Origin of the sequence: Marinobacter sp. DSM 26671 (assembly GCF_900112835.1) — a bacterium.
GTDB lineage: Bacteria > Pseudomonadota > Gammaproteobacteria > Pseudomonadales > Oleiphilaceae > Marinobacter > Marinobacter flavimaris.
The window spans coordinates 17,275-37,562 of the sequence record NZ_FONF01000022.1; the positions used below are offsets into that span (position 1 = coordinate 17,275).

Below are 20,288 nucleotides of genomic sequence, written 5' to 3' on the forward strand. Positions count from 1 at the left end.
TTCAGGCCTCTGCTTTAAACCCTTTCTTCCGCACGCGGTAATGGGCGATGGAGGTTGCTACATGGTTGCCCTCTTCGTCCACCAGTTTGCCTTCCAGGGAGAATTTCGCCCGCCCGGTCTCGTCAGCGTCAGCAAGAATTGCTGCCACGGTTTCGGGATCCAGGGTGAATTCTACAGTGACATCGCTGTTGGCTGGCTGGAGAAACTGCAACGTCATTTCCTTGAGAATCGGCGTGTACGAAGGCCCCAGATCAAATAGGGTCAGCACGCCACCGGGAATTTCGGCTACCAGGAAGTACGCGCCCGCATAAAGGCTGCCGAAGTGGTTTTTGTTGCCTTTCAAGCGGATTTTCGCTCTTACATATCCTGGCCTGACCTCCTCAACGCTGAAGTTGTTCCGTGGTGCAAAAGGAATCGACAGACCGATGATCTTGTTCACCGCTGCGTACCCGCCCGTTTTCTTCAGCCAGGCCAGAGGGCTGGCCAGTGTAGCCTTGGGGTCGGTACTGGCCACCCATTGACCGGTCGCTCCGATGAGATTATCGATAATTGCCATTGCCAAGCTCCGAAATTGATTGGGAACTGATGATTACAACGGACTTCAGTGCTCGCAAGAAGGTTTTACAATTTTTTTGGATGTTGTCTGATTTATTTTTGAGTTTCTGTTCTAAAGTGAGGATGCGTGCCTGAATCATGACTGCTTGATAGCCGGTTTTTCCAGTAGTAAGAAAGGATCTCTGATTTGGAATATTCTCTGCCCGCTTCCCTGGTCTTCCACCGGTTTCGAAAACTGGTTCTTTGCCTGATGCCATTGGCTTTCTGCCTTGCGGCAGGACCACTCTCAGCCACAACGTCATCGACCACTGCGTCGCAGGCAGCCGCCGTGCGCGGTTACGTACTCTGGTACCGGAATTACGACAGCCCTGCCATCCGGGCCCTGGTGGAGCTTGCTTTGAAGAAGACGCCAGAGTACGGAGAATTTCAGATAATCAGAAGTGAAGAGCTGAGCCAGGGCCGCGTACTGAGGGAACTGACAGACGGCCAGTCACGATTAGTCGACATCGCCAATGTCGCTACCTCCGCAGAACGGGAGAAGTCCCTGACCGCCATACCGTTTCCGGTCGATGGCGGGTTGCTCGGTTTTCGGGTTTGCGTGGTCATGCCGGAATCCTTGCCCCGGTTTGCGGGAATCAAGACTCTGGATGACTTGAGAGACAGTCAGATTCGGATTGGCCAGGGCGCCCACTGGCCAGACACACCGGTACTTGAAGCCAACGGTATTCCGGTGGTCACTCACTCCCGATACGAAATACTGTTCGGAATGTTGCGTAATGAACGCTTCGAGTGTTTTGCCAGGGGCGTAAGCGAAGTGCTTTACGACCTGGAATTGGAGCAGGATCCTAATCTGGTAATTGAGCCTGATCTGTTGATCGCCTACCCGATGCCGTCCTATCTCTTTGTCGGTCCCGAAGACCAGGAAACCGCCCATCGCCTTCAGCTGGGAATCGAACGCGCCATCCACGATGGCAGCTTCAATGATTTCCTCAGGCACTACTACGCCCGCGCTGTGAAAGAGCTTGATCTCGACGAGCGTACGGTCCTTACCCTCGAAAACCCGTACCTGAGCGAAGAATCCCGTTACGTTGGTCGCAAAACCTTCGAGAACCTGCGCCGTCGGCTAGAAGTCCTAAGCCGCTAGCGGGCGCTCTGCGCTTACACCCGGAACCTCGACACGTTCTGGTTCAGTGCGGTGCCGATGCGTTCAATCTGCCCGCTGTAAACATCGTTTTCTGTGGCCGCGGCCGCCGCTTCCTGGCCCTGATCCGCAATCCGGGTAATCGACGAGTTCAACTCCTCGGTAACCGACGTCTGTTCTTCGGATGCTGTGGCAATCTGCGACGTCATCTGGCTGATGGACGTGATTGCCTCGGCGATCCGGTTGAGGGCATCCATGGCATCCTGCGCTTTTTCCATGCTGACATTGGATACCGCCGTTGAGGCATTCATGACATCGACCGCATCATTTGCGCCCTTCTGCAGACGCTCAATCATGTCGTTGATTTCCTCCGTGCTGGACTGGGTGCGCTGGGCAAGGTTACGTACCTCGTCTGCCACAACTGCGAAGCCCCGCCCTGCTTCACCGGCCCGAGCCGCTTCAATGGCGGCATTCAATGCCAGCAGGTTGGTTTGCTCTGCAATACCCTGAATCACTTCAAGCACTGTTGTGATTGACGTAACGTCCTTTCCAAGCGTGTGGATGACCTCTGCGGCCGCATTAATCTCCTTCGAGAGCTTCTGCACCGCGTCCCGGGAGGCAGCGACGGTCTCCAGCGAAGCACGGCTGTCTGCATCCGCAGTGTTGGCGGCGTCTGCGGTTTGCTGTGCGTTCTGGGCGATCTCGCCGGCAGCGGCCGACATCTCGTTGATCGCGGTCGCCACCATGTCGATCTCGGCCTGCTGGCTCTCCACGCTCGAACGACTGGTACTGGCGGTATCTCTCAGCGAGCTGACATTTTCCCCGAGTTCGGCGCTACCCTTCTGGACATCCCGAACAACCGTCTGGATATTCTCGACAAACTGGTTAAAGCTCCGGGCCAACTCACCGAATTCATCTTTTGCACTGTCGTCCAGGCGCTGGGTCAGGTCGGCATCGCCGCTGCCAATGTCCGCCATGGCCTTGTTCAAACGGCGAACCGGCGCCATCAGAACCTTGATGCCCAGGTGCAGAATCACCAGAGAAACGATCAGGCCGATCACGGCCATGATCAATCCAGTCATTCTGGCGCTCTGGACCGGTGCGTTAATCTTGTCCGCGTTGACAAAGGTTCCCAGATACCATTGCACGCCGCGCGCTTCACTGATCGGATGGAAGCTGGCCTCCCAGTTGCCGTCATCATTACTGTATTCGTGAGCATCCCCGCCAAGATCCGGCTTGCCGCCAATGAGCTCACTGATGTTCTTGCCGACAAGGTTTTGCCTTGGGTGGAACAGTATGGTGCCTCGCTCATTGATCAAAGCGGCGTAACCGGTGTCCGCAAGGGTGACTGTGCTCAGGGTTTTTGCTATCGCGCCCAGGCCGATATCAGCACCGGCCACGCCTTCGTATTCACCGCGCTTCACGGGCGCAAGTGTGGAGATGATCATGTCGTTGGTGCTGGCATCCTGATACGGCTCGGTGAACGAGGCGCTTCCGAGGCTCATGGCCTTCTTGTACCAGGGGCGCTGGCGGGGATCGTAATCCGCTGGCAGCGTGGCATTCGCCTCCGGCGATTTCATCAGCATGTAGCCGTCGGTACGCCCGACATAGACATCCCGGAAGCCGCCGCCGGTGGTAATAGCCTGAAGAATGACCCGCGCCTCTTCGTCGTTCTCGGCATTCTCCAGGGCTTTGGCGGCGGCTTCAGTCATCACCAGCCGGGTATTGAGCCACTCTGCGATGCTCGACGTGCTCTGCTGCACGGTGTCGTCGATCAGCGCGTTCACATAGGTTTCGGTGGTGCTTTGTAATCGTAAATCGCCAGAGAGCGTAAAAGCCCCCATAACCAACAGCAACAGAATACCGAAAGCAGTCAGGAGCTTTTGCCCGAATGTCAGCTGCACGGTCGAATCCTCAGCAATAAAATTGATATTCGTTAATGTGTGTTTCGGCCCATGGTGCGAAGTCTTTAGCGGCTTCTGTTAAACTTTCCAATTATTGACGCAGACGCTGACATTGTCCTCATTCCATAACGAACGGGAGCCGAACTGAATGGCCCATGAAGAACTGCACCTCAACCTCCGGAACCTGAGGCTTGATGACTACGATCAGCTTCAGAAGCTTATGGATCGGGTATACGACGACATCGGAGGCTCCTGGCCGAAGGACACCATCAAGGCATTGGTGGAGCAGTTCCCCGACGGCCAGATCTGCATTGAGGAAAGTGGCCAGCTTATTGCGGTTGCACTGACGGTCTGCGTTAAGTACGAGCGTTTCAGCAACCCGCACACCTACGACGATCTGATCCTCCGTAACGAGAAGATCTGGCACAACGCCAATGGTGACTCCCTTTATGGGCTGGATGTCTTTATCCACCCCGACTATCGGGGCTACCGACTTGGTCGTCGACTCTACGAAGCGCGAAAAGAACTCTGCCGCTCCATGAACCTGCGTGCCATCCTGGCGGGCGGGCGCATACCGAGCTACTTTAAATACGCCGAACAGTATTCACCCGAAGAGTACATTCAGCGGGTCGATCGCAAGGAAATCTACGATCCGATTCTGAGTTTCCAGCTCTCGAACGATTTCCAGGTTACGCGGTTGATGCACAAATACCTGCCCGAGGATGAGAAATCCCAGGGCTACGCGACGTTGCTGGAATGGCGGAACATTCTCTATACCCCACCTTCCCCGGTTCTGAGCGTCAAGAAAACTCAGATAAGGCTGGGCGCCGTGCAGTGGCAGATGCGTGAATTCACCTCGGTTGAAGAGGTGCTCGAGCAGGTCGAGTACTTCGTGGATGCCTTATCTGATTACAAAAGTGACTTCGCCATCTTCCCGGAGTTTTTCAACGCGCCGCTAATGGGACTGACCGATCAGATGGACCAGACCCGGGCCATCCGTTTCCTCGCCGGATTTACCCAGCAGTTCCGGGAAGAGATGTCTGAAATGGCGGTGAGCTACAACATCAACATTATCACCGGCTCCATGCCACTGATCGAAAACGATCGGGTGTATAACGTGTCCTATCTCTGCCACCGGGACGGTCGTGTTGATGAGCAACGCAAGATTCACATCACGCCCCATGAACGCCGCGACTGGGTGATCGAGGGCGGCAACCAGTTTGAGGTCTTCGAGACCGATGCCGGCCGGGTCGCCATCATGATCTGCTATGACATCGAATTCCCTGAACTGGGCCGTATTGCTGCCAGCCAGGAGGTTGATATCATCATGGTGCCGTTCTGGACCGACACCAAAAACGGCTACCTCAGGGTTCGTCAGTGCGCCCAGGCCCGCGCAATCGAAAACGAATGCTATGTGGTCGTCACTGGTAGCGTTGGCAACCTGCCGAAAGTCGAGAACCTGGACGTCCAGTACGCCCAGTCTGCCGTATTCTCACCCTCGGATTTTGCCTTCCCGCACGATGCAGTTATGGCGGAAACCACTCCGAATACGGAGATGATCATGTTCTCCGATATGGACCTGGAAAAGCTGAAACTGGTGCGTAACGAGGGGTCTGTCACTAACCTGAAAGATCGTCGCGTTGATATGTATGAATTGAAGACCAAGTAAACTGGCCCGATCAGCCAGGTGAAATTGTTAAATAACTGCGTTAGCGGTCGATCGTATGGCACTGATGGCGTTGCAAAACTAGAATTCAGTGTCTATTGTTTAACCAATATCCAGCCTGTCTCCCAATGAGACAGGTTGCTGTGGATACGGAAATCACCAGAGAACCCGATTCATGAACGAAGCATTGCCGGACCTTGTCGCACGATTCCGAGTCAGACAAGGCCTTTTTCGGAAGGAACTTGTCGAAGCCGCCCTTTATGAGCTGGACGGCTACGGTTGTGTTATGAAAACCGACAAAGTGTTCAACCCCGGTGATACCGTGGTGCTCGATCTCGTTATGGACATGCCGTTCGACAAGATCCGCGCAGAAGGACTCGCCGGCCTGGTGACCGAACGCAGAAAACACTGCAGCAATTTCTTCTATTCAATCGATTTTGTAGAGCTCGACTCCAACGGCAGCTCATCGCTGGCGGAAAAGCTCCGCAGAATCCGGGAAGTGCTATCCAAGAAACAGTCGCTCAAATCACGTCGTTCCCCAGGCTCCATGTCCGGTTTCCGGCAGATGGCCTGATATTGATTTTCGTTGAAACCTGCCCGTAAGGAGACATTCCATGGCGAAGAAAGCCAAACAGAACGTTGATAAAATCGTGAAAAAGGTCAACAAGGAGTTCGAAAAGACTTCTTCCCAGATCGAAGGCCTGGTGAACGATGCGCTGAAGCAGTTCGACAGCCTGCAGAACCAGGTTCAGGAGCCTGTTCGCAAGCTACTCAAGGAAATCGACGAGCTTCGCGACCGCGAGATGAAGCGTTTCCACGAAGAGTTTGAGCGCCGCCTGGAAGAGTTCCATGAACTGCAAAGCAGCATTCTCGAGCGGCTTGGCGTGGCTTCCAAGGAAGCAGGTGAAGAGGTCAAGAAGCTCACAGATGAAGTGAGTAAAGAGGCCAGCACGGCAGCCAAGAAATCAGCGCCTAAGAAAACCGCCAAAACAGCTTCCAAAGCCAAAGGCGCGACCAGCAAGCCTGCGGCGAAAAAGCCGGCTGCGAAGAAGCCTTCAGCCAAGAAAGCACCAGCTGCCAAGGCTGCAAAGCCGGTCGACAAGAGTGACCTGACACTGGTTAAAGGTATCGGCCCGGCCACCGCGAAGAAGATGAAGGATGCTGGCATTACCTCCATCGACCAGATCGCCAATCCGTCTGCCGAAGATCAGGAAAAGCTGAAGGCCTTCTCAAACGTCAAGGGATACAGCCAATTCAGCGCTGAAGCCAAGAAAATCAGCTGATGCGAACGCCTGACCAGCCTGTTTTACGGGACATTGTCCTGATTGGCGGCGGGCACAGCCACGTCGGGGTACTCAAGCGGTTCGCCATGAACCCTGTCCCCGGCGTGCGCCTGACCCTGATCTGCCGCGACACCCACACCCCCTATTCCGGCATGCTGCCTGGCTACGTGGCCGGCCACTATAGCTACGACGATGTCCACATCGATCTGAGCCGCCTGGCGGAGTACGCCGGTGCGCGCTTTTACCGGGCCGAAGCCATGGGCATCGACCGGGATCAGAAGCGGGTTATCTGCCGCGGTCGCCCGGATGTGCCCTACGACATACTGTCCATCAATATTGGCTCGTCTCCGCGGGTCAATGAAGTGGAAGGCGCTTCCGACCACGCGGTTCCGGTTAAGCCGATCACCGGCTTCAACAACCGCTGGCTTGCACTGCTTTCCCGTATCGAGAATCACGACGGGCCGCTGGCGGTTGCGGTGGTTGGCGCCGGAGCCGGTGGCGTTGAGCTGACCCTCGCCATGCAGTTTCGACTGAAGAATGAACTGAAACAGCGTGGTAAAGATCCCGATCAGCTGCATTTCCACCTCTTCGACGCCGCCGACCAAATTCTAACGACCCACAACCCCAAGGTGCGTGAGGTTTTCCGAAAAACCTTGTCGAATCGTGGTGTGAAGGTCCATCTGGGATCGCCAGTCAGCAAGGTTCAGGAAGGGTTATTGATTACCGAATCCGGCGAAACCCTGCAAACGGACGAAGTGCTCTGGGTAACCCGGGCTGGTGGCCCGGAATGGCTCAAGGAAACAGGCCTGGCGCTGGACGATGGTCTGTTCCTGAGAGTACGCGATACCCTGCAAGTGGAGAATGACGACAGCATTTTTGCTGCTGGCGATATTGCCAACGTCTTGAATCACCCCCGAGAAAAAGCGGGGGTATTTGCGGTAAGACAGGGACCTCCCCTCGCCGACAACCTCAAGCGGCTTGCAACCGGCAAGGATCCGAAGGATTTTCATCCTCAGAAGAAGTGGTTAGCGCTAATCAGCACCGGGGACAAGTACGCTGTGGCCTCCCGGGGAGATTTGCAGTTCGACGGCGCCTGGGTCTGGCGCTGGAAAGACTGGATCGATCGCCGCTTCATGAAGAAGTTCAATGATCTGCCTCCAATGGAGGAAGAATCCAAACTGCCGGATACGGCTGCCGCACAGAATGCCGAGGAAGCCTCCCAGGCCATTTCGGCGGTTGCCATGCGTTGTGGTGGTTGTGGCGCCAAGGTGGGCAGCACCGTTCTTTCGCGTGCCCTGGGAGAGCTGAAACCCATCGAGCGGGACGATATCCTGATCGGCCTTCACGCCCCGGACGACGCCGCCGTTTTGACGGTGCCGCCCGGCAAAGCCGTGGTTCACACCGTGGATTTCTTCCGTGCGTTCATTGACGACCCCTACATCTTTGGCAAGGTGGCGGCCAATCATAGCCTCGGTGACGTCTTTGCCATGGGCGCCGAAGCCCAGAGTGCCACGGCCGTTGCCACGGTGCCTTACGGCATCGAGTCCAAGGTTGAGGATGTCGTCTATCAGATGATGTCTGGTGCTGTTGAAGTGCTGAACGAGGCAGGATGCGCGCTGGTTGGCGGGCACACCGGCGAGGGCAAGGAACTGGCCCTGGGCTTTGCAGTCAACGGCCTGATCGACCCGGAAGAAGTCATGAGCAAAGGTGGCCTGAAAGCCGGCGATGCCCTGATTCTCACCAAGCCCATCGGCACAGGCACCCTGTTTGCCGCACACGCGAAGCTGGCGGCTAAAGGTCGATGGATTGATTCTGCACTCGCCTCCATGGTTCAGTCCAATAAGGCGGCAGCAGACTGTCTCCGGAAGTTCGGTTCCAAAGCCTGTACAGACGTTACTGGCTTCGGCCTCCTCGGGCATCTGGTTGAAATGACCAAGCCCTCGGGTGTGGATGCCGAACTGGATCTTTCTGCCATCCCGATACTTCCGGGCGCGGAGGAAACAGCGGCAGCAGGGATCCTTAGTTCCCTGCAACCAGCAAACATCCGCTTGCGCCGGGGTATCCGGGATCAGGAAAAATGGGTAAATCATGCTCGATATCCCCTGATTTTTGACCCTCAAACGGCGGGTGGTCTGCTGGCAAGCGTTGCGGCGGACAAGGCAGAGGAGTGTGTAAGGGAACTGAAAGCCCTGGGCTATCCGCACACAGCCATCATCGGCCGGATTACCGCCCAGGATGAATCGGGGCCCATCGAACCTATTTCCTTGCGGGATTAACGTCCCTCTGAGCAGCGCTGCATTGCAAGGTGTAGCGCCTGCTCCAGGGATGCCTGTTCTTTTTCGGACAGGAAACGCTCGGCCAGATTACCAAACTGCGCTTTTAGGCTTTCGAGAAACGCAGGTTCGGTCTCTGCGTGTTGGAGCAATCCGGCCAGCGCCTGTTCGTCGCCAACGGGAAAATATCCGGCATAATCACGCCCCAGCAAACCAACATTGCCCGGAATGTCGGATGCCAACACCGGCAAGCCAGCCCGGCAGGCCTCGGAGACCACGTTTGCGCCACCCTCCATTACCGAGCTGATCACCATTAACTGGCTGTTCGCCATCAACTGCCGGGTGCAGGTTTTATCCAGCTCGCCGAGCCAGTGGAAGCGTGGGTTTTCAGCCATTTCCCGCTCTGCTTTGTTGTGCCACGCGTCGTTGTGGGCCTTGCCGGCACAAAAAACCTGTACCTTCGAGTCCTTCGGAAGCAATCGCGCGGCATAAGCCGCCCGCAGAGAATCCTTTTCGTCCCGAAGATGACCAATCACACAAACGCCAAAACTCTCCTTCGTGAGATCCGCTTGCGCCGCCGGAAAGGCCTCCGGCCCCTCAGCCGATTGGTATAGCGTGACCAGTTTGCTGGCAAAGCCGGCGGGTATGTCTTGGGCTACCAGGTCGTGCAGACCAATAAGCGCATCGGCCGCGGCCATGGAATACCGGGTGTCTTCCGGGTATTCGTGCTGGTGGTGATAGATATCCGTGCCGGTGAGAGCCACGATGAGCGGCTTCTCAGGCCAGGTTTCGCGGAAATGTCGTATGGCATCGACACTACGCCAGGCATGCAGGGCTATGAACGCATCGCAGGGTTCCCCGTGGTATTCAGTAACCACATCGACCGAGTGCCCGGCATTTTCCAGCAAGGTCTCCCACCGTTCCGCCGTTGCCCGGTTTCCTGCTTTCGAACCCGGCTGCGCCGGCGTGATCATTATGAGATGCATTGTCTTTGATTGAACCCAGCTTACTGAAAAATGAAGTGTTCGGCCCTGAGCCAATTAAACCCGCAAACCGTATAGCTGTTCAGAGTTAACCCAAATCAAGGTATCCTTCTGAAGCAGGAGTCGTTCGCTTTATCTCTGCACTGTAAATATCCATTCCAAAAAGGAAAAACCATGGCCCACAATCTTATACGGAAATTGCTGATTATTGGTCTCTGTTCTCTTTTCTCAGCCGCCGCGACCGCGCAGACATTCATTTTTACGGCAATACCGGACGAAGATGAAACCAAGCTCGTCGAGCGTTTTCGCGGCATTGCGGACTACCTTTCCGAGGAACTGGATGCCGATGTGAAGTACATCCCCGTGAAATCCTATGCGGCTGCCGTTTCCGCCTTCCGGAATAACCAGGTGCAGCTGGCGTGGTTCGGCGGCCTGTCGGGTGTTCAGGCGAGATCACTTGTACCCGGTTCGCAGGCAATCGCACAGGGCACTGAAGACCAGGCCTTCTACGTCTACTTTATTGCTCATGAGAGCACCGGCCTGGATCGTCAGGATAGCCTGCCAGAAGACGTACGTGGTAAGACCTTTACCTTCGGATCAAAGGGCTCAACGTCGGGACGATTGATTCCGGAGTACCACATCCGCGAAACGTTTGGCGAAGCACCTGAAGATGTCTTTTCTCGGGTCGGCTACAGCGGCAACCACACTCGCACCCTCCGTCTGGTCGAGTCCGGCACCTACGAAGTGGGCGCGATGAACTTCGCGGTCTGGGAAAAAGAACTGGAAAACGGAAACATTGATACCGACGCCGTGAAGGTCATCTGGAAAACACCCGGGTTCCCGAATTACCAATGGAGCATCCGTGGCGACGTGGATGAAAACTACGGCGAAGGCTTTACCGATCGCGTTCGCGAAGCCCTGCTCTCGCTTGATGATCCCGAGCTGCTTGAGAGCTTCCCGCGTTCTGATTTTATTCCCGCTTCAAACGACGATTATGAGCCGATTCGCAAAGTAGCGAAAGAAATCGGAATCATTGATTGATGGCAGGCTTTGATCTCTCAGGCCTGACGGCCTCTTTTGGGGGTGAGCGGGTAATCGGGCCCCTCGCCCTCAAGGTAAAAGAAGGAGATCAGGTTGCCCTGGTCGGCAAGAGTGGTGCAGGTAAATCCACTCTTATCCGGCTTATTCACCAGCAAGTGGATGGCCAGTCATCCCTTGTGCCTCAGGAGCTTGGTCTGGTAAACGCCCTTCCGGTGTTTCACAACGTTTTCATGGGCCAGCTCGACAAGCATGCCACCTGGTACAACACCGTTACCCTTGTGCGGCCATTCAAACAGGACAGAAAACAGGTCCTGGAGCTTCTGGACGCATTGAAAATGTCTGAAAAACTCTGGATTCCCACAGCTTCGCTCTCGGGCGGGCAGCGTCAAAGGGTGGCCATTGCCAGAGCCCTTTATCGCAACGCCCCGGTCTTATTGGCAGATGAACCCATCTCCGCACTGGACGGCCCCATGGCGCATCACGTTATGCAATTGCTGCGAGATCGCTTCAAAACCAGTGTTATCGCTCTTCACGATGTGGAAATGGCGATGAAGTACTGTAACCGCATTGTTGGCATACAGAATGGGCAGGTCGCCCTTGATGAGCCTACTGACCAATTGGCGGCCGCAGACATCATGTCGCTGTATTAGGATCTGTCGAGCGATGCTCTCCTACCCAACTGTTCGCACCAGCCTGATCTTTCTTGCTATTGCGCTTGTGGGGCTCTTGTTTGCCGATATTGCGATCACCGCAAACAATCCCTGGCGGGATCTGGGCAACTTTTTCCTGGGTGTACTCACTCCGAACTTTTTCAGCAGCGAAGGTCTTCTTACCGCCTTATTGCGAACAGTGGCCTTCGCCTTTGTTGGGGTGACCGTTGGCGGGGTTTGCGGATTTTTTCTGGCTCTGGTGTACCGATTCCTCCCGGTGCGGGTGTTTTGTGCTTTCATCAGGGCGATTCATGAGCTCTTTTGGGCTCTTATTTTTTTGCAGTTTTTCGGTTTCCACCCCCTGACGGGCGTGTTGGCGATTGCGATACCTTATTCCGGCATCTTCGCCAAGGTTTACTCCGAGATTCTCGAGGAAGCTGACCCGGAGCCGGGCAGGCTCTTGCCACCGGGAACAGGAACTATCGCGGCGTTTCTGTATACCAGGATTCCTGATTGCTGGGTCCAGTTGAGAACCTACACCGCCTATCGCCTTGAATGCGGGCTGCGTTCGAGTGCCATACTCGGATTTGTGGGCCTGCCAACTCTGGGGTTTTATTTGGAAACCTCTTTTTCCCAGGGGATGTACTCCGACGCCGGCGCAATGCTGATCCTGTTTTACGTGCTCATTGCCACCATTCCCCTCTGGGTAAAACCCAAGTTGTTGCCCGTGTACATCGTGGGTGCTCCGTTTTTCCTCGGAGATGGCCTGCCCATCGTCTGGGGTAATGTTGAGCGGTTTTTCACCGAGGATATTGTCCCCAGCCCACTGAGGGATGGAGAGGGCCTGGCCGGCCTTCTGCCGTGGCTGAATGAACTGATGATCGAACAGGCATTGCCTGGCATCTGGAATACCGTGATTCTCACCCAGATCGCGCTGGTGGCCACGGGTATTCTCACGCTGCTCGCGTTCCCGCTGATCTCCAATCACTTTGGCGGTCCGATACGTCGAACCTCCGGCCATATTTTCCTGGTGATTGCCCGATCCACCCCTGAGTACATCCTGGCCTACATACTCCTGCAGCTCTGGGGGCCCTCCATGCTCCCTGCCGTGGTTGCACTGGCGCTTCATAATGGCGGCATCATCGGCCACCTGATTGGCCGGCAAACCAACACCATCCGCCTGAGATCCGATGCCCCCAAGGGGCTTAATCGCTATGGTTGGGAACTCGTGCCCAGGATCTATCGATCGTTTCTGGCGTTTCTATTTTACCGCTGGGAAATCATCATGCGAGAAACCGCTATTCTGGGGATTCTGGGCATCTATACCCTTGGCTTTTACGTCGATAGCGCTATCCAGAGTATCCGGTTCGACCAGGCAATGGTTCTGATCCTGATAACGGCCATGCTGAATATCGGCGTGGACATTCTTGGTCGCTACATTCGCCGCAAGCTGGCCTTGCAGACCATGCCCACCTGCTAACCCGCGCTGCGATCCCCATCACAGTTCCGTCAGTTCGGCCAACGCTAAACCGGTAATTGGCGACCGGTTGGCGGTATTGTGTGGATACATTCCGTTACACTCTGATCACCTATTGCAACATTCAGAGTTCTGGTGATGATGGTTAACGGGTTGATTCTCTTCATTCAGGTCGGGCTGCTGGCGCTGCTTGTCCTGTTGGCTGTGCGAGTTATCTCGCTGGTGCGTTCCGAACCCATCGCAGTCGGTCGCCAGGAAATCTGGCCAGCAACGAGGGACACGGTGGCTACCGATCTGCCCTCCAACAGTTCCGAATGGCCGGTTGCCAGCAGAAGGCCGGTTACTGAGGCCGCTCCGGACCGGGCTGAGCTCATCACCCGATTGCACATTCTGGCGGGTCTCCAGGAACGGGATTGCCGTGTAAAGGGTCTGGTGCTAGCGACCGCACCCGATGCGGTCAAAGCCTATGCCACGGCTTGGCTGTACGGTGCCGGCTGCGCCCTGAGCGACAAAAGCAGTCGGCATTCCGAGGCACTGACCAGGATTGTTGCCCAGACCATCAATCGAAAAACGGGGATTCGTCAACCGGAGGCGATGCAGGCGATCAGCACATTAACAGACAGTGCGGTTTATCTGGCTTGTTTCCGGGCGGGTCTGGAAGGTGCGGAGTTCTGGCGATACAACCATTTCGTACCGCCCACGTCGAGTCTTTACGACGCCATTACTGCCAACGCGTTTATTTAGCAGCCTGTCTGTTTGCGGTTTCAAGTACCCAGTCGGTACCCAGGGCAACGGGTTCCGCATGATCCTGCTCGTCCACTCGCGTTCCGGTTATTTCAGGCCGGCTGAAGCCGCCATCATCCGTATTGGCCATGCTGTCCACATCCACGGAACGAACCACATAGGTTATGCCGCCGGCCAGCACTTTCGCGCGATGAGTCAGGCCGAAAACAAACCGGCAGTAATCCAGCTTTAGCTGAATCAAATCCTGTTCCGCTTTGCGGATTTTTCTGAGCAGAACCTTCTGAACGCTATCTCCGTAATCCATCACGTTGTCCCTGCAAATGGCGATGAGATGATTTTACACAATCCCGTACCGTTGTCAGCCGACCAGTTGCCGGTTCAGCTGTCCCGGTGCTATTCGGCCTGAAAAACCAGCTTAACCGGGATGTTTGCGATGGGTTCCTGGCCCTGTTGCAGATCAATGCGCCAGGTCATTTTGCCATCCACAGTGCAAAACGGGGCTGTGAAACGGGCGGAGTACTGGTTTTCCGACTGTTTGCCGAGTGGCACCGGGTACTCGCCCATGTACATGGACTCGCCCCGGAGAACAGCCAGAAAGCGTTCGGGACGTTCCGGTGTGGCAACGGTTAGCTGGTATTCGGTGCCCTGAGCGCCCACGCCCATGGTGTTGAGGGCAACCTGCCAATCTCCGGAACCATTTGACCATTGGCACGGACCGCTTTCCAGCAGATCACACTGAACGGTCTGACTTTCTCCACCGGACGTTTCGCCAGTGTCTCCGAGCAGGCGCCAACCGAACACACCGGCAACAACCATGGCCAGAATCAATCCTGTAACAGCAATCGCGCGTAACATAACCGCTTCCCGAACAAACCTGGCCGGCATTATGGGGTTTTCTCCGGCCGAGGCAAAGGTTTCTAAACTGGCGCTACTCATGAGAAAATACTGCGCCTTCAATTCGACCCATTCTGACCACAGGACACGCCCGTGCAGCCGGATATTTCCGTTAAGCACCTGAGCAAGGTATATGGCGACGGTTTTCAGGCCCTGAAAGACATTAACCTGGACATCCGCCGTGGCGAGATCTTCGCCCTCCTCGGCCCCAATGGCGCTGGCAAGACCACGCTCATCAGTATCATCTGCGGTATCGTCAATGCCTCCTCCGGACAGGTAACGGCCGCCGGTTACGATATTGTCAAAGACTACCGCAAGGCCCGCGAGACCATCGGCCTGGTGCCACAGGAACTCAACACCGATTCATTCGAAACTGTCTGGAATGCCGTTTCCTTCAGTCGTGGGCTATTCGGCAAGGCGCCGAAACCTGCGCACATCGAGAAAGTCCTGAAAGATCTTTCTCTCTGGGACAAGCGCAACAACCGGATCATGTCTCTCTCCGGTGGCATGAAGCGCCGCCTGATGATTGCCAAGGCGCTCTCCCATGAGCCCCAGATACTGTTCCTGGATGAGCCCACGGCGGGCGTCGACGTTGAACTGCGCCGGGACATGTGGGAAATGGTGCGCAAACTTCGGGAACATGGCGTGACCATCATCCTCACCACCCACTACATCGAAGAAGCCGAGGAAATGGCGGATCGCATTGGCGTCATTCGCGGTGGCGAGATCATTCTGGTCGAGGACAAGGCCCAGTTGATGACCAAGCTGGGCAAGAAAGAGTTGCGACTGCAGCTGCAGCACAAACTGGACAAGGTGCCCGGTGAACTCACTCTGGAGCCGATAGAGCTGTCAGAGGATGGTTACGAGCTGATATACACCTTCGACTCCCAGCGAGAGCAGGCAGGGGTAACCCGATTGCTCCGCACGCTTGGCGATCTCGGTATCGAATACCGAGACCTTCAAACCCGGGAAAGCTCCCTTGAAGAGATTTTTGTCGGCCTGGTGCACGAGTAAAACGGCCGGCTATTCTGGAGAAATGCATGAACCTGTACGGTATCCGCGCAATCTACAATTTTGAAATGGCCCGCATGAAGCGCACTGTGATGCAAAGTGTGCTCTCGCCGGTTATCTCCACCTGCCTGTATTTCGTGGTGTTTGGCTCAGCGATTGGCTCGCGGATGGGCGACATCGACAACATCGCCTACGGCGCTTACATCATCCCCGGCCTGGTGATGCTGTCGCTGCTGATGCAAAGTATTTCGAACGCCTCCTTCGGCATCTACATGCCCAAGTTCTCGGGCACGATTTATGAAGTGCTTTCTGCCCCGGTTTCCTATGTGGAGGTGGTGCTGGGCTATGTCGGTGCTGCTGCCACCAAGTCCATCATTCTGGGGCTGATCATCCTGGCGACCGCCAAGTTCTTCGTGGACTACGACGTACTGCACCCCTTCTGGATGCTCTCCTTCCTGGTGCTTACCTCGGTGACCTTCAGCCTATTCGGTTTCATTATCGGCATCTGGGCCGATGGATTCGAAAAACTGCAGATCGTGCCGATGATGATTGTCACACCGCTGGTTTTCCTTGGCGGTACTTTCTATTCAATCGACATGCTGCCAGAGGTCTGGCAAACGGTGAGCCTGTTCAATCCGGTGGTTTACCTGATCAGCGGTTTCCGTTGGGCGTTTTACGGCGTGTCTGACGTTCATATTGCCATCAGTGTGGGAATGACCCTCGTATTCCTCACGGCCTGCATGGTCGGCATCTGGTGGATTTTCAAGACCGGCTACCGGTTGCGCTCGTGACCTGCGCATCAAGCCCGGTTCGGGGGGCGGAAGTCTGGGCCCTCCTTGCAGCCAGCTTATTGCTCTACGGCTGCTCCTCGGGCATTGCAGCGCCTCAGGACGGCCTGCCGGTTGTCGAGGCCTGCTTTGTGTCTGCGTCGGGCGTGGTGCCAGTGCAACTCGAGATTGCCAGCACTTCCGAGCAACGCCAGAAAGGACTGATGGGCCGTACGTCCATGGCTCCCGATGCCGGGATGCTGTTTAAATACCGCGAGCCGAGATCAGCCAGCCACGGATTCTGGATGTACAAGACCCTGATTCCCCTCGACATCGCCTACCTGAACGAGGATGGCAAGATTGGCAGCATTCGCAAGATGGTGCCCTGCCCCTCGGCCAGCGGCTCCGGTTGCCCCACCTACCCGGCCGGTGTGCCATTCATCGAGGCCGTGGAGATGAACGCCGGCTTTTTCCTGGAACATGGAATCGGAACGGGCGACCGGCTTGCCATCGGAAAGGACAATTGCCCGGCAAATTAGGCCGGGCAATGTCTCAGCAACCGGTTCAGCTGTCCTGCCACTCTGGCTTGCGCTTCTCCAGAAATGCGCAGATACCTTCCTGGGCATCGTTCGCCATCATGTTGTCTGCCATCACCTTTGAGGTGTACTCATAAGCGTCCTCCAGCGGCATTTCCAGTTGCCGGTAGAAGGCTTCCTTACCAATCTTCAGGGTATGGCCGGACTTGTCTGCGATGGTACGCGCCAGCTTGTAAACCATTTCGTCCAGGTGCTGCTCATCAACAATCTGATTTACCAGTCCGATGCGTTCAGCTTTTACGGCACCAATCATCTCACCGGTCAGCAGCATTTCCATGGCGTGCTTGCGTGACACATTCCGGGACAGCGCCACCATCGGCGTGGAACAGAACAGCCCGATATTGACGCCAGGCGTCGCAAACCGGGCGGTATCGGCCGCCACGGCCAGGTCGCAGCTGGCCACCAGCTGGCAGCCGGCGGCGGTCGCAACACCCGCCACCCGCGCAATGACTGGCCGGGGCAGGTTCACGATCTGCTGCATCACCTTGCTGCACTGGTTAAACAGGGCCAGCTGGAATTCATGGCTATCAAACTGCTCACGCACTTCCCGGAGGTCATGACCGGCACAAAACACGTTGCCATGAGCCGCAAGCACGACAACCCGCGTTTCCGAATCGGAGGCGATGATCTCCAGCTCTTTAGACAAGGCCTCGAGCATAGCCATGGAAAGGCTGTTTTTCTTCTCCGGCTGGTTCAGTGTAAGCGTGGTAATGCCATTTTCGCTGTACTTGTGCACCAGCTCTTGTGTTTGTTCAGTCATGTGGACACTCCATTTGAATCGTTGCTGCACCGGGCATTCTGGAATCTTACCCAGAGTATTGCTGACTGCGTCTATACTGTCGAAGCGACTTTTGTAGGATGCTCAGTTTTCAATGCGTTGCGGTTGTTATAGACCTCTGCTGCCCATAGGGTGTTGGTAGAAGCCAAAACTGCAGAGAGGAATAACACATGTCAAAATCGATGATCCTCAAAGCGATCTTCGCCATCGCGGTTATCGGCGGAGCAGTCTTCATAATCGTAAAAGACGAGCCAGCAACACCAACCGGCGACATCAACAGCATCCAGCCGCTGCCGGAACAGGACAACCCATAAATTAACCGAACCACCACACCGGAACAGGCGAAGCCACGTTGCAGACGACCAGAATCAAAGGACTGACCATCGCAGCTCTGGGCGTGCTGTTTATCGTGCCCGATGCATTGCTGGTGAAAATCACCTCCGTGGATCCTGTGGTCTTTTTGTTCTGGCGCGGCCTGTTACTGGCGATCAGTTTTTTTGTGATCAGCTGGGCGCGATACCGTTCCCGGCTGGTGCCTGAAATTCGAAAATGCGGCCGTAAAGGCCTGTTCTGTGCCGGTGCCTTTGCCATCAGTACCCTCGGGTTCGTGGTTGGCATGAAGAACACAGCCGCTGGCAATGTGCTGGTCATCCTGAACACCGCGCCGGTCATAGCGGCCGTGATTGCCTGGGCGGTCTGGAAAGAAACGCTGCCTCTTCGCACCTGGGTAGTTATTCTGGTGTGCGTCACCGGCGCCACCTTCATGGCCGTGGGCGAATTCGGCAAGGGCGACCCTCTGGGCCTGCTGATGGCCGTGGTTGCCGCCACTGCCCTGGCCTCCAACCTCAACGTCGCGCGCTCCAAGCCCGACAGCGATATGAGCGTGATGCTCATGTTCGGCGCGCTGGTGTTGGCAGGTGTTGCGGCATTGCTTGGTGGTGCGCAGATGCCCTCGGCCCGTGATTTTTTCTTTATCGCCCTGCTCTGTCTGGTGTTCCTGCCCACTGCGTGCATCCTGATCCAGATTGGCCCCCGCTATATCCCGGCGGCGGAAGTCAGTCTGATGCTGCTTCTGGAAACCGTGTTCGGGTCTTTCCTTGTTTGGCTATTCCTCGACGAAGTACCGCCAAAGCTCAGCCTGGTAGGCGGTGTTATCGTATTCTCCACCCTGGCGGTGCATGGCTGGACGGAAGTAAGCCGGTACCGAAAAGCGCGGGTGGCAGTTGATTAACCCGGTTCCCGCGCGCGAAGATACGCGCTGATCAAAAACAAGGAACCGCAACAATGACCACCGTACCCAAGCTCACCGATGCCCTGTTGACCCTCGAGAACCGTGTCGCCACGCTTACTCTGAACCGTCACGACCTGCGCAATGCGCTGACCGGCTCAAACCTGATCGACGACATCGTGACCACCGCGGAATGGGTTAACCAGTGCGAAGACGTGTCGGTACTGGTGATTACCGGAGCGGGCTCTGCGTTCAGCGCCGGCGGCAACATCCGGGACATGGCCAACCGCAGCGGCGATTTTGCCGGTGACGTGGCCGAATGCGCCGACCGTTACCGCAAAGGCATCCAGCGCATTCCCCTGGCCCTGCAGAATGTAGAAGTGCCCATCATCGCCGCGGTCAACGGTCCCGCCATCGGCGCCGGCTTCGATTTGGCCAACATGGCCGATATCCGCATTGCCTCGGACAACGCAAAGTTCGGCGAAACCTTTCTTAACCTGGGAATCATTCCGGGTGACGGCGGCGCCTGGTTCATGCAGCGCCTGATCGGCTACCAGCGCGCCTTCGAGCTAACACTCACCGGGCGGGTGATCGATGCTACAGAGGCAAAGGAGCTGGGCGTTGTTCTGGAGGTGGTGCCAGCGGACGAACTGATGAACGCTGCTCATACCATGGCAAGCCGCATGGCCAGCCAGCCACCGAAAGCCACTCGCCTCACCAAACGCCTGATGAAAATGGCACCGAGGATGGAGCTGAAGGATTTTCTGGATGTGTGCGCCAATTTCCAGGGCATGTGCCACAACGAGCCGGAGCACCTGGAAGCGGTGAATAAAATGCTGGAGGCGATGTCCAAGAAATAACGGCGGCGCCATTGGCCGCCTATCTGAAAGGTGGGGCTATTGCTGGGTGAAAACCTTCAGGTCGAGTTCTTTCTCCACCTGCCTTGCAATGGCCTCGTCAGAAAGACTGAAGGCCACGTGATAGCCCTTCTCCGCCTCGATACCGCCATCATTAATGATGGCAACCACCTGAGCCGGGTCGGTCAACTCACTCACATCCTCGACCAGCGCAATCTGATCATCATCGGAGAGCAGGGTGTTTGCCGCTTCAATTGCCGACGAAGCACCCTGGCCAGGTGATGGCGTACAGACCACCATCCTGGCCTGCCCAACAGGCGTTACGATCAGCCGCTTGGCTTTTTCGATGGGATCGTTCACATAATCTGCGATTTGCTTACCGATAGCTTCAACTTCGGCCATGGCGTTCTGTCTCCTTATTCGGAAAGCATTGAGTTATT

The 20,288-nt window shown here is 56.0% G+C and carries 23 protein-coding genes; 15 read left to right on the top strand and 8 right to left on the bottom strand.

Features of this window, described 5'->3' with window-relative positions; translation table 11 throughout:
• Position 1 precedes the first annotated feature (1 nt).
• A complete protein-coding gene (locus BM035_RS18615; RefSeq protein WP_041645218.1) occupies positions 2–556 on the bottom strand; it encodes a YiiD C-terminal domain-containing protein in 555 nt (184 codons plus the stop codon).
• A complete protein-coding gene (locus tag BM035_RS22680) occupies positions 540–812 on the bottom strand; it encodes a hypothetical protein (protein ID WP_175497419.1) in 273 nt (90 codons plus the stop codon). Before BM035_RS22680 ends, BM035_RS18615 begins: the two co-directional genes overlap by 17 nt.
• On the opposite strand from BM035_RS22680, the gene BM035_RS18620 reads away from it, so the two are divergent.
• A complete protein-coding gene (locus BM035_RS18620) occupies positions 743–1,699 on the top strand; it encodes a hypothetical protein (RefSeq protein WP_092033669.1) in 957 nt (318 codons plus the stop codon). The two genes, BM035_RS22680 and BM035_RS18620, sit on opposite strands and share 70 nt — an antisense overlap.
• A 14-nt stretch (positions 1,700–1,713) precedes the next feature.
• Here BM035_RS18620 and BM035_RS18625 read toward each other — a convergent pair whose 3' ends face one another.
• Complete coding sequence (locus tag BM035_RS18625) at positions 1,714–3,600, bottom strand: methyl-accepting chemotaxis protein (protein ID WP_092033670.1); 1,887 nt, start codon at positions 3,598–3,600, stop codon at positions 1,714–1,716.
• Between the two features lie 148 nt (positions 3,601–3,748).
• On the opposite strand from BM035_RS18625, the gene BM035_RS18630 reads away from it, so the two are divergent.
• From BM035_RS18630 to selD, 4 genes are all read left to right on the top strand, one after another.
• A complete protein-coding gene (locus BM035_RS18630; RefSeq protein ID WP_008171577.1) occupies positions 3,749–5,269 on the top strand; it encodes a carbon-nitrogen hydrolase family protein in 1,521 nt (506 codons plus the stop codon).
• A gap of 172 nt (positions 5,270–5,441) precedes the next feature.
• A complete protein-coding gene (locus BM035_RS18635; protein WP_008171578.1) occupies positions 5,442–5,840 on the top strand; it encodes a hypothetical protein in 399 nt (132 codons plus the stop codon).
• Between the two features lie 40 nt (positions 5,841–5,880).
• Positions 5,881–6,549 carry a helix-hairpin-helix domain-containing protein gene (locus tag BM035_RS18640; protein ID WP_053115323.1) on the top strand — a complete coding sequence of 223 codons (669 nt, stop codon included), beginning with the start codon at positions 5,881–5,883 and terminating at the stop codon, positions 6,547–6,549.
• Positions 6,549–8,825 (top strand): selenide, water dikinase SelD, encoded by a 2,277-nt coding sequence (gene selD / locus BM035_RS18645; protein ID WP_092033672.1) that lies wholly within the window; start codon positions 6,549–6,551, stop codon positions 8,823–8,825. The genes BM035_RS18640 and selD overlap by 1 nt, the downstream gene beginning before the upstream one ends.
• Here the strand turns inward: selD and senB are convergent.
• Entirely contained in the window at positions 8,822–9,796 is a 975-nt protein-coding gene (gene senB, locus BM035_RS18650) for a selenoneine biosynthesis selenosugar synthase SenB (RefSeq protein WP_254775536.1), read from the bottom strand. The two genes, selD and senB, sit on opposite strands and share 4 nt — an antisense overlap.
• Positions 9,797–9,979: 183 nt before the next feature.
• On the opposite strand from senB, the gene BM035_RS18655 reads away from it, so the two are divergent.
• The 4 genes from BM035_RS18655 to BM035_RS18670 all read left to right on the top strand — a co-directional run bounded on the left by BM035_RS18655 (position 9,980) and on the right by BM035_RS18670 (position 13,717).
• The gene (locus BM035_RS18655; protein WP_092033676.1) at positions 9,980–10,846 is read left to right on the top strand and encodes a putative selenate ABC transporter substrate-binding protein; all 867 of its coding nucleotides are present in this window, start codon (positions 9,980–9,982) and stop codon (positions 10,844–10,846) included.
• Positions 10,846–11,496 (top strand): ATP-binding cassette domain-containing protein, encoded by a 651-nt coding sequence (locus BM035_RS18660; RefSeq protein ID WP_092033678.1) that lies wholly within the window; start codon positions 10,846–10,848, stop codon positions 11,494–11,496. The genes BM035_RS18655 and BM035_RS18660 overlap by 1 nt, the downstream gene beginning before the upstream one ends.
• 13 nt (positions 11,497–11,509) lie before the next feature.
• Entirely contained in the window at positions 11,510–12,976 is a 1,467-nt protein-coding gene (locus BM035_RS18665; protein WP_092033680.1) for a PhnE/PtxC family ABC transporter permease, read from the top strand.
• A gap of 135 nt (positions 12,977–13,111) precedes the next feature.
• Complete coding sequence (locus BM035_RS18670) at positions 13,112–13,717, top strand: hypothetical protein (RefSeq protein ID WP_092033681.1); 606 nt, start codon at positions 13,112–13,114, stop codon at positions 13,715–13,717.
• On the opposite strand, the gene BM035_RS18675 is transcribed toward BM035_RS18670, so the two are convergent.
• Both BM035_RS18675 and BM035_RS18680 read right to left on the bottom strand, forming a co-directional pair.
• Positions 13,710–14,021 carry a hypothetical protein gene (locus BM035_RS18675; RefSeq protein WP_092033683.1) on the bottom strand — a complete coding sequence of 104 codons (312 nt, stop codon included), beginning with the start codon at positions 14,019–14,021 and terminating at the stop codon, positions 13,710–13,712. The two genes, BM035_RS18670 and BM035_RS18675, sit on opposite strands and share 8 nt — an antisense overlap.
• A gap of 89 nt (positions 14,022–14,110) precedes the next feature.
• Positions 14,111–14,572: a hypothetical protein gene (locus BM035_RS18680; protein ID WP_254775537.1), complete on the bottom strand. Its 462-nt coding sequence runs from the start codon at positions 14,570–14,572 to the stop codon at positions 14,111–14,113.
• Positions 14,573–14,704: 132 nt separating this feature from the next.
• On the opposite strand from BM035_RS18680, the gene BM035_RS18685 reads away from it, so the two are divergent.
• The 3 genes from BM035_RS18685 to BM035_RS18695 are packed head-to-tail and all read left to right on the top strand — an operon-like array spanning position 14,705 to position 16,928.
• Positions 14,705–15,625, top strand: coding sequence for an ABC transporter ATP-binding protein (locus tag BM035_RS18685; RefSeq protein WP_008171591.1), 921 nt, complete (start codon positions 14,705–14,707; stop codon positions 15,623–15,625).
• Between the two features lie 26 nt (positions 15,626–15,651).
• Positions 15,652–16,413 carry an ABC transporter permease gene (locus tag BM035_RS18690; RefSeq protein ID WP_008171593.1) on the top strand — a complete coding sequence of 254 codons (762 nt, stop codon included), beginning with the start codon at positions 15,652–15,654 and terminating at the stop codon, positions 16,411–16,413.
• A complete protein-coding gene (locus BM035_RS18695; protein ID WP_227507779.1) occupies positions 16,377–16,928 on the top strand; it encodes a DUF192 domain-containing protein in 552 nt (183 codons plus the stop codon). The genes BM035_RS18690 and BM035_RS18695 overlap by 37 nt, the downstream gene beginning before the upstream one ends.
• A 25-nt stretch (positions 16,929–16,953) precedes the next feature.
• On the opposite strand, the gene BM035_RS18700 is transcribed toward BM035_RS18695, so the two are convergent.
• Entirely contained in the window at positions 16,954–17,745 is a 792-nt protein-coding gene (locus tag BM035_RS18700) for an enoyl-CoA hydratase (protein WP_092033686.1), read from the bottom strand.
• 188 nt (positions 17,746–17,933) lie between these two features.
• On the opposite strand from BM035_RS18700, the gene BM035_RS22685 reads away from it, so the two are divergent.
• From BM035_RS22685 to BM035_RS18710, 3 genes are read left to right on the top strand one after another with little or no spacing between them, the layout of a single operon-like run.
• Positions 17,934–18,077 carry a hypothetical protein gene (locus tag BM035_RS22685; RefSeq protein ID WP_167450411.1) on the top strand — a complete coding sequence of 48 codons (144 nt, stop codon included), beginning with the start codon at positions 17,934–17,936 and terminating at the stop codon, positions 18,075–18,077.
• Between the two features lie 38 nt (positions 18,078–18,115).
• Positions 18,116–18,994, top strand: a complete 879-nt coding sequence (locus tag BM035_RS18705) for a DMT family transporter (protein ID WP_092033688.1) — start codon at positions 18,116–18,118, stop codon at positions 18,992–18,994.
• Between the two features lie 53 nt (positions 18,995–19,047).
• Positions 19,048–19,851, top strand: coding sequence for an enoyl-CoA hydratase-related protein (locus BM035_RS18710; protein WP_092033691.1), 804 nt, complete (start codon positions 19,048–19,050; stop codon positions 19,849–19,851).
• Positions 19,852–19,887: 36 nt separating this feature from the next.
• On the opposite strand, the gene BM035_RS18715 is transcribed toward BM035_RS18710, so the two are convergent.
• A complete protein-coding gene (locus BM035_RS18715) occupies positions 19,888–20,250 on the bottom strand; it encodes a hypothetical protein (protein WP_092033694.1) in 363 nt (120 codons plus the stop codon).
• Between the last annotated feature and the right edge of the window lie 38 nt (positions 20,251–20,288).

Bases quoted from the DNA above. Each gene is read 5' to 3' on its own strand.
- BM035_RS18615 (WP_041645218.1), bottom strand. From the start codon at position 556: ATGGCAATTATCGATAATCTCATCGGAGCGACCGGTCAATGGGTGGCC.
- BM035_RS22680 (WP_175497419.1), bottom strand. From the start codon at position 812: ATGGCATCAGGCAAAGAACCAGTTTTCGAAACCGGTGGAAGACCAGGG.
- BM035_RS18630 (WP_008171577.1), top strand. From the start codon at position 3,749: ATGGCCCATGAAGAACTGCACCTCAACCTCCGGAACCTGAGGCTTGAT.
- BM035_RS18635 (WP_008171578.1), top strand. From the start codon at position 5,442: ATGAACGAAGCATTGCCGGACCTTGTCGCACGATTCCGAGTCAGACAA.
- BM035_RS18640 (WP_053115323.1), top strand. From the start codon at position 5,881: ATGGCGAAGAAAGCCAAACAGAACGTTGATAAAATCGTGAAAAAGGTC.
- selD (WP_092033672.1), top strand. From the start codon at position 6,549: ATGCGAACGCCTGACCAGCCTGTTTTACGGGACATTGTCCTGATTGGC.
- senB (WP_254775536.1), bottom strand. From the start codon at position 9,796: ATGATCACGCCGGCGCAGCCGGGTTCGAAAGCAGGAAACCGGGCAACG.
- BM035_RS18655 (WP_092033676.1), top strand. From the start codon at position 9,980: ATGGCCCACAATCTTATACGGAAATTGCTGATTATTGGTCTCTGTTCT.
- BM035_RS18660 (WP_092033678.1), top strand. From the start codon at position 10,846: ATGGCAGGCTTTGATCTCTCAGGCCTGACGGCCTCTTTTGGGGGTGAG.
- BM035_RS18665 (WP_092033680.1), top strand. From the start codon at position 11,510: ATGCTCTCCTACCCAACTGTTCGCACCAGCCTGATCTTTCTTGCTATT.
- BM035_RS18670 (WP_092033681.1), top strand. From the start codon at position 13,112: ATGATGGTTAACGGGTTGATTCTCTTCATTCAGGTCGGGCTGCTGGCG.
- BM035_RS18675 (WP_092033683.1), bottom strand. From the start codon at position 14,021: ATGGATTACGGAGATAGCGTTCAGAAGGTTCTGCTCAGAAAAATCCGC.
- BM035_RS18680 (WP_254775537.1), bottom strand. From the start codon at position 14,572: ATGTTACGCGCGATTGCTGTTACAGGATTGATTCTGGCCATGGTTGTT.
- BM035_RS18690 (WP_008171593.1), top strand. From the start codon at position 15,652: ATGAACCTGTACGGTATCCGCGCAATCTACAATTTTGAAATGGCCCGC.
- BM035_RS18700 (WP_092033686.1), bottom strand. From the start codon at position 17,745: ATGACTGAACAAACACAAGAGCTGGTGCACAAGTACAGCGAAAATGGC.
- BM035_RS22685 (WP_167450411.1), top strand. From the start codon at position 17,934: ATGTCAAAATCGATGATCCTCAAAGCGATCTTCGCCATCGCGGTTATC.
- BM035_RS18710 (WP_092033691.1), top strand. From the start codon at position 19,048: ATGACCACCGTACCCAAGCTCACCGATGCCCTGTTGACCCTCGAGAAC.
- BM035_RS18715 (WP_092033694.1), bottom strand. From the start codon at position 20,250: ATGGCCGAAGTTGAAGCTATCGGTAAGCAAATCGCAGATTATGTGAAC.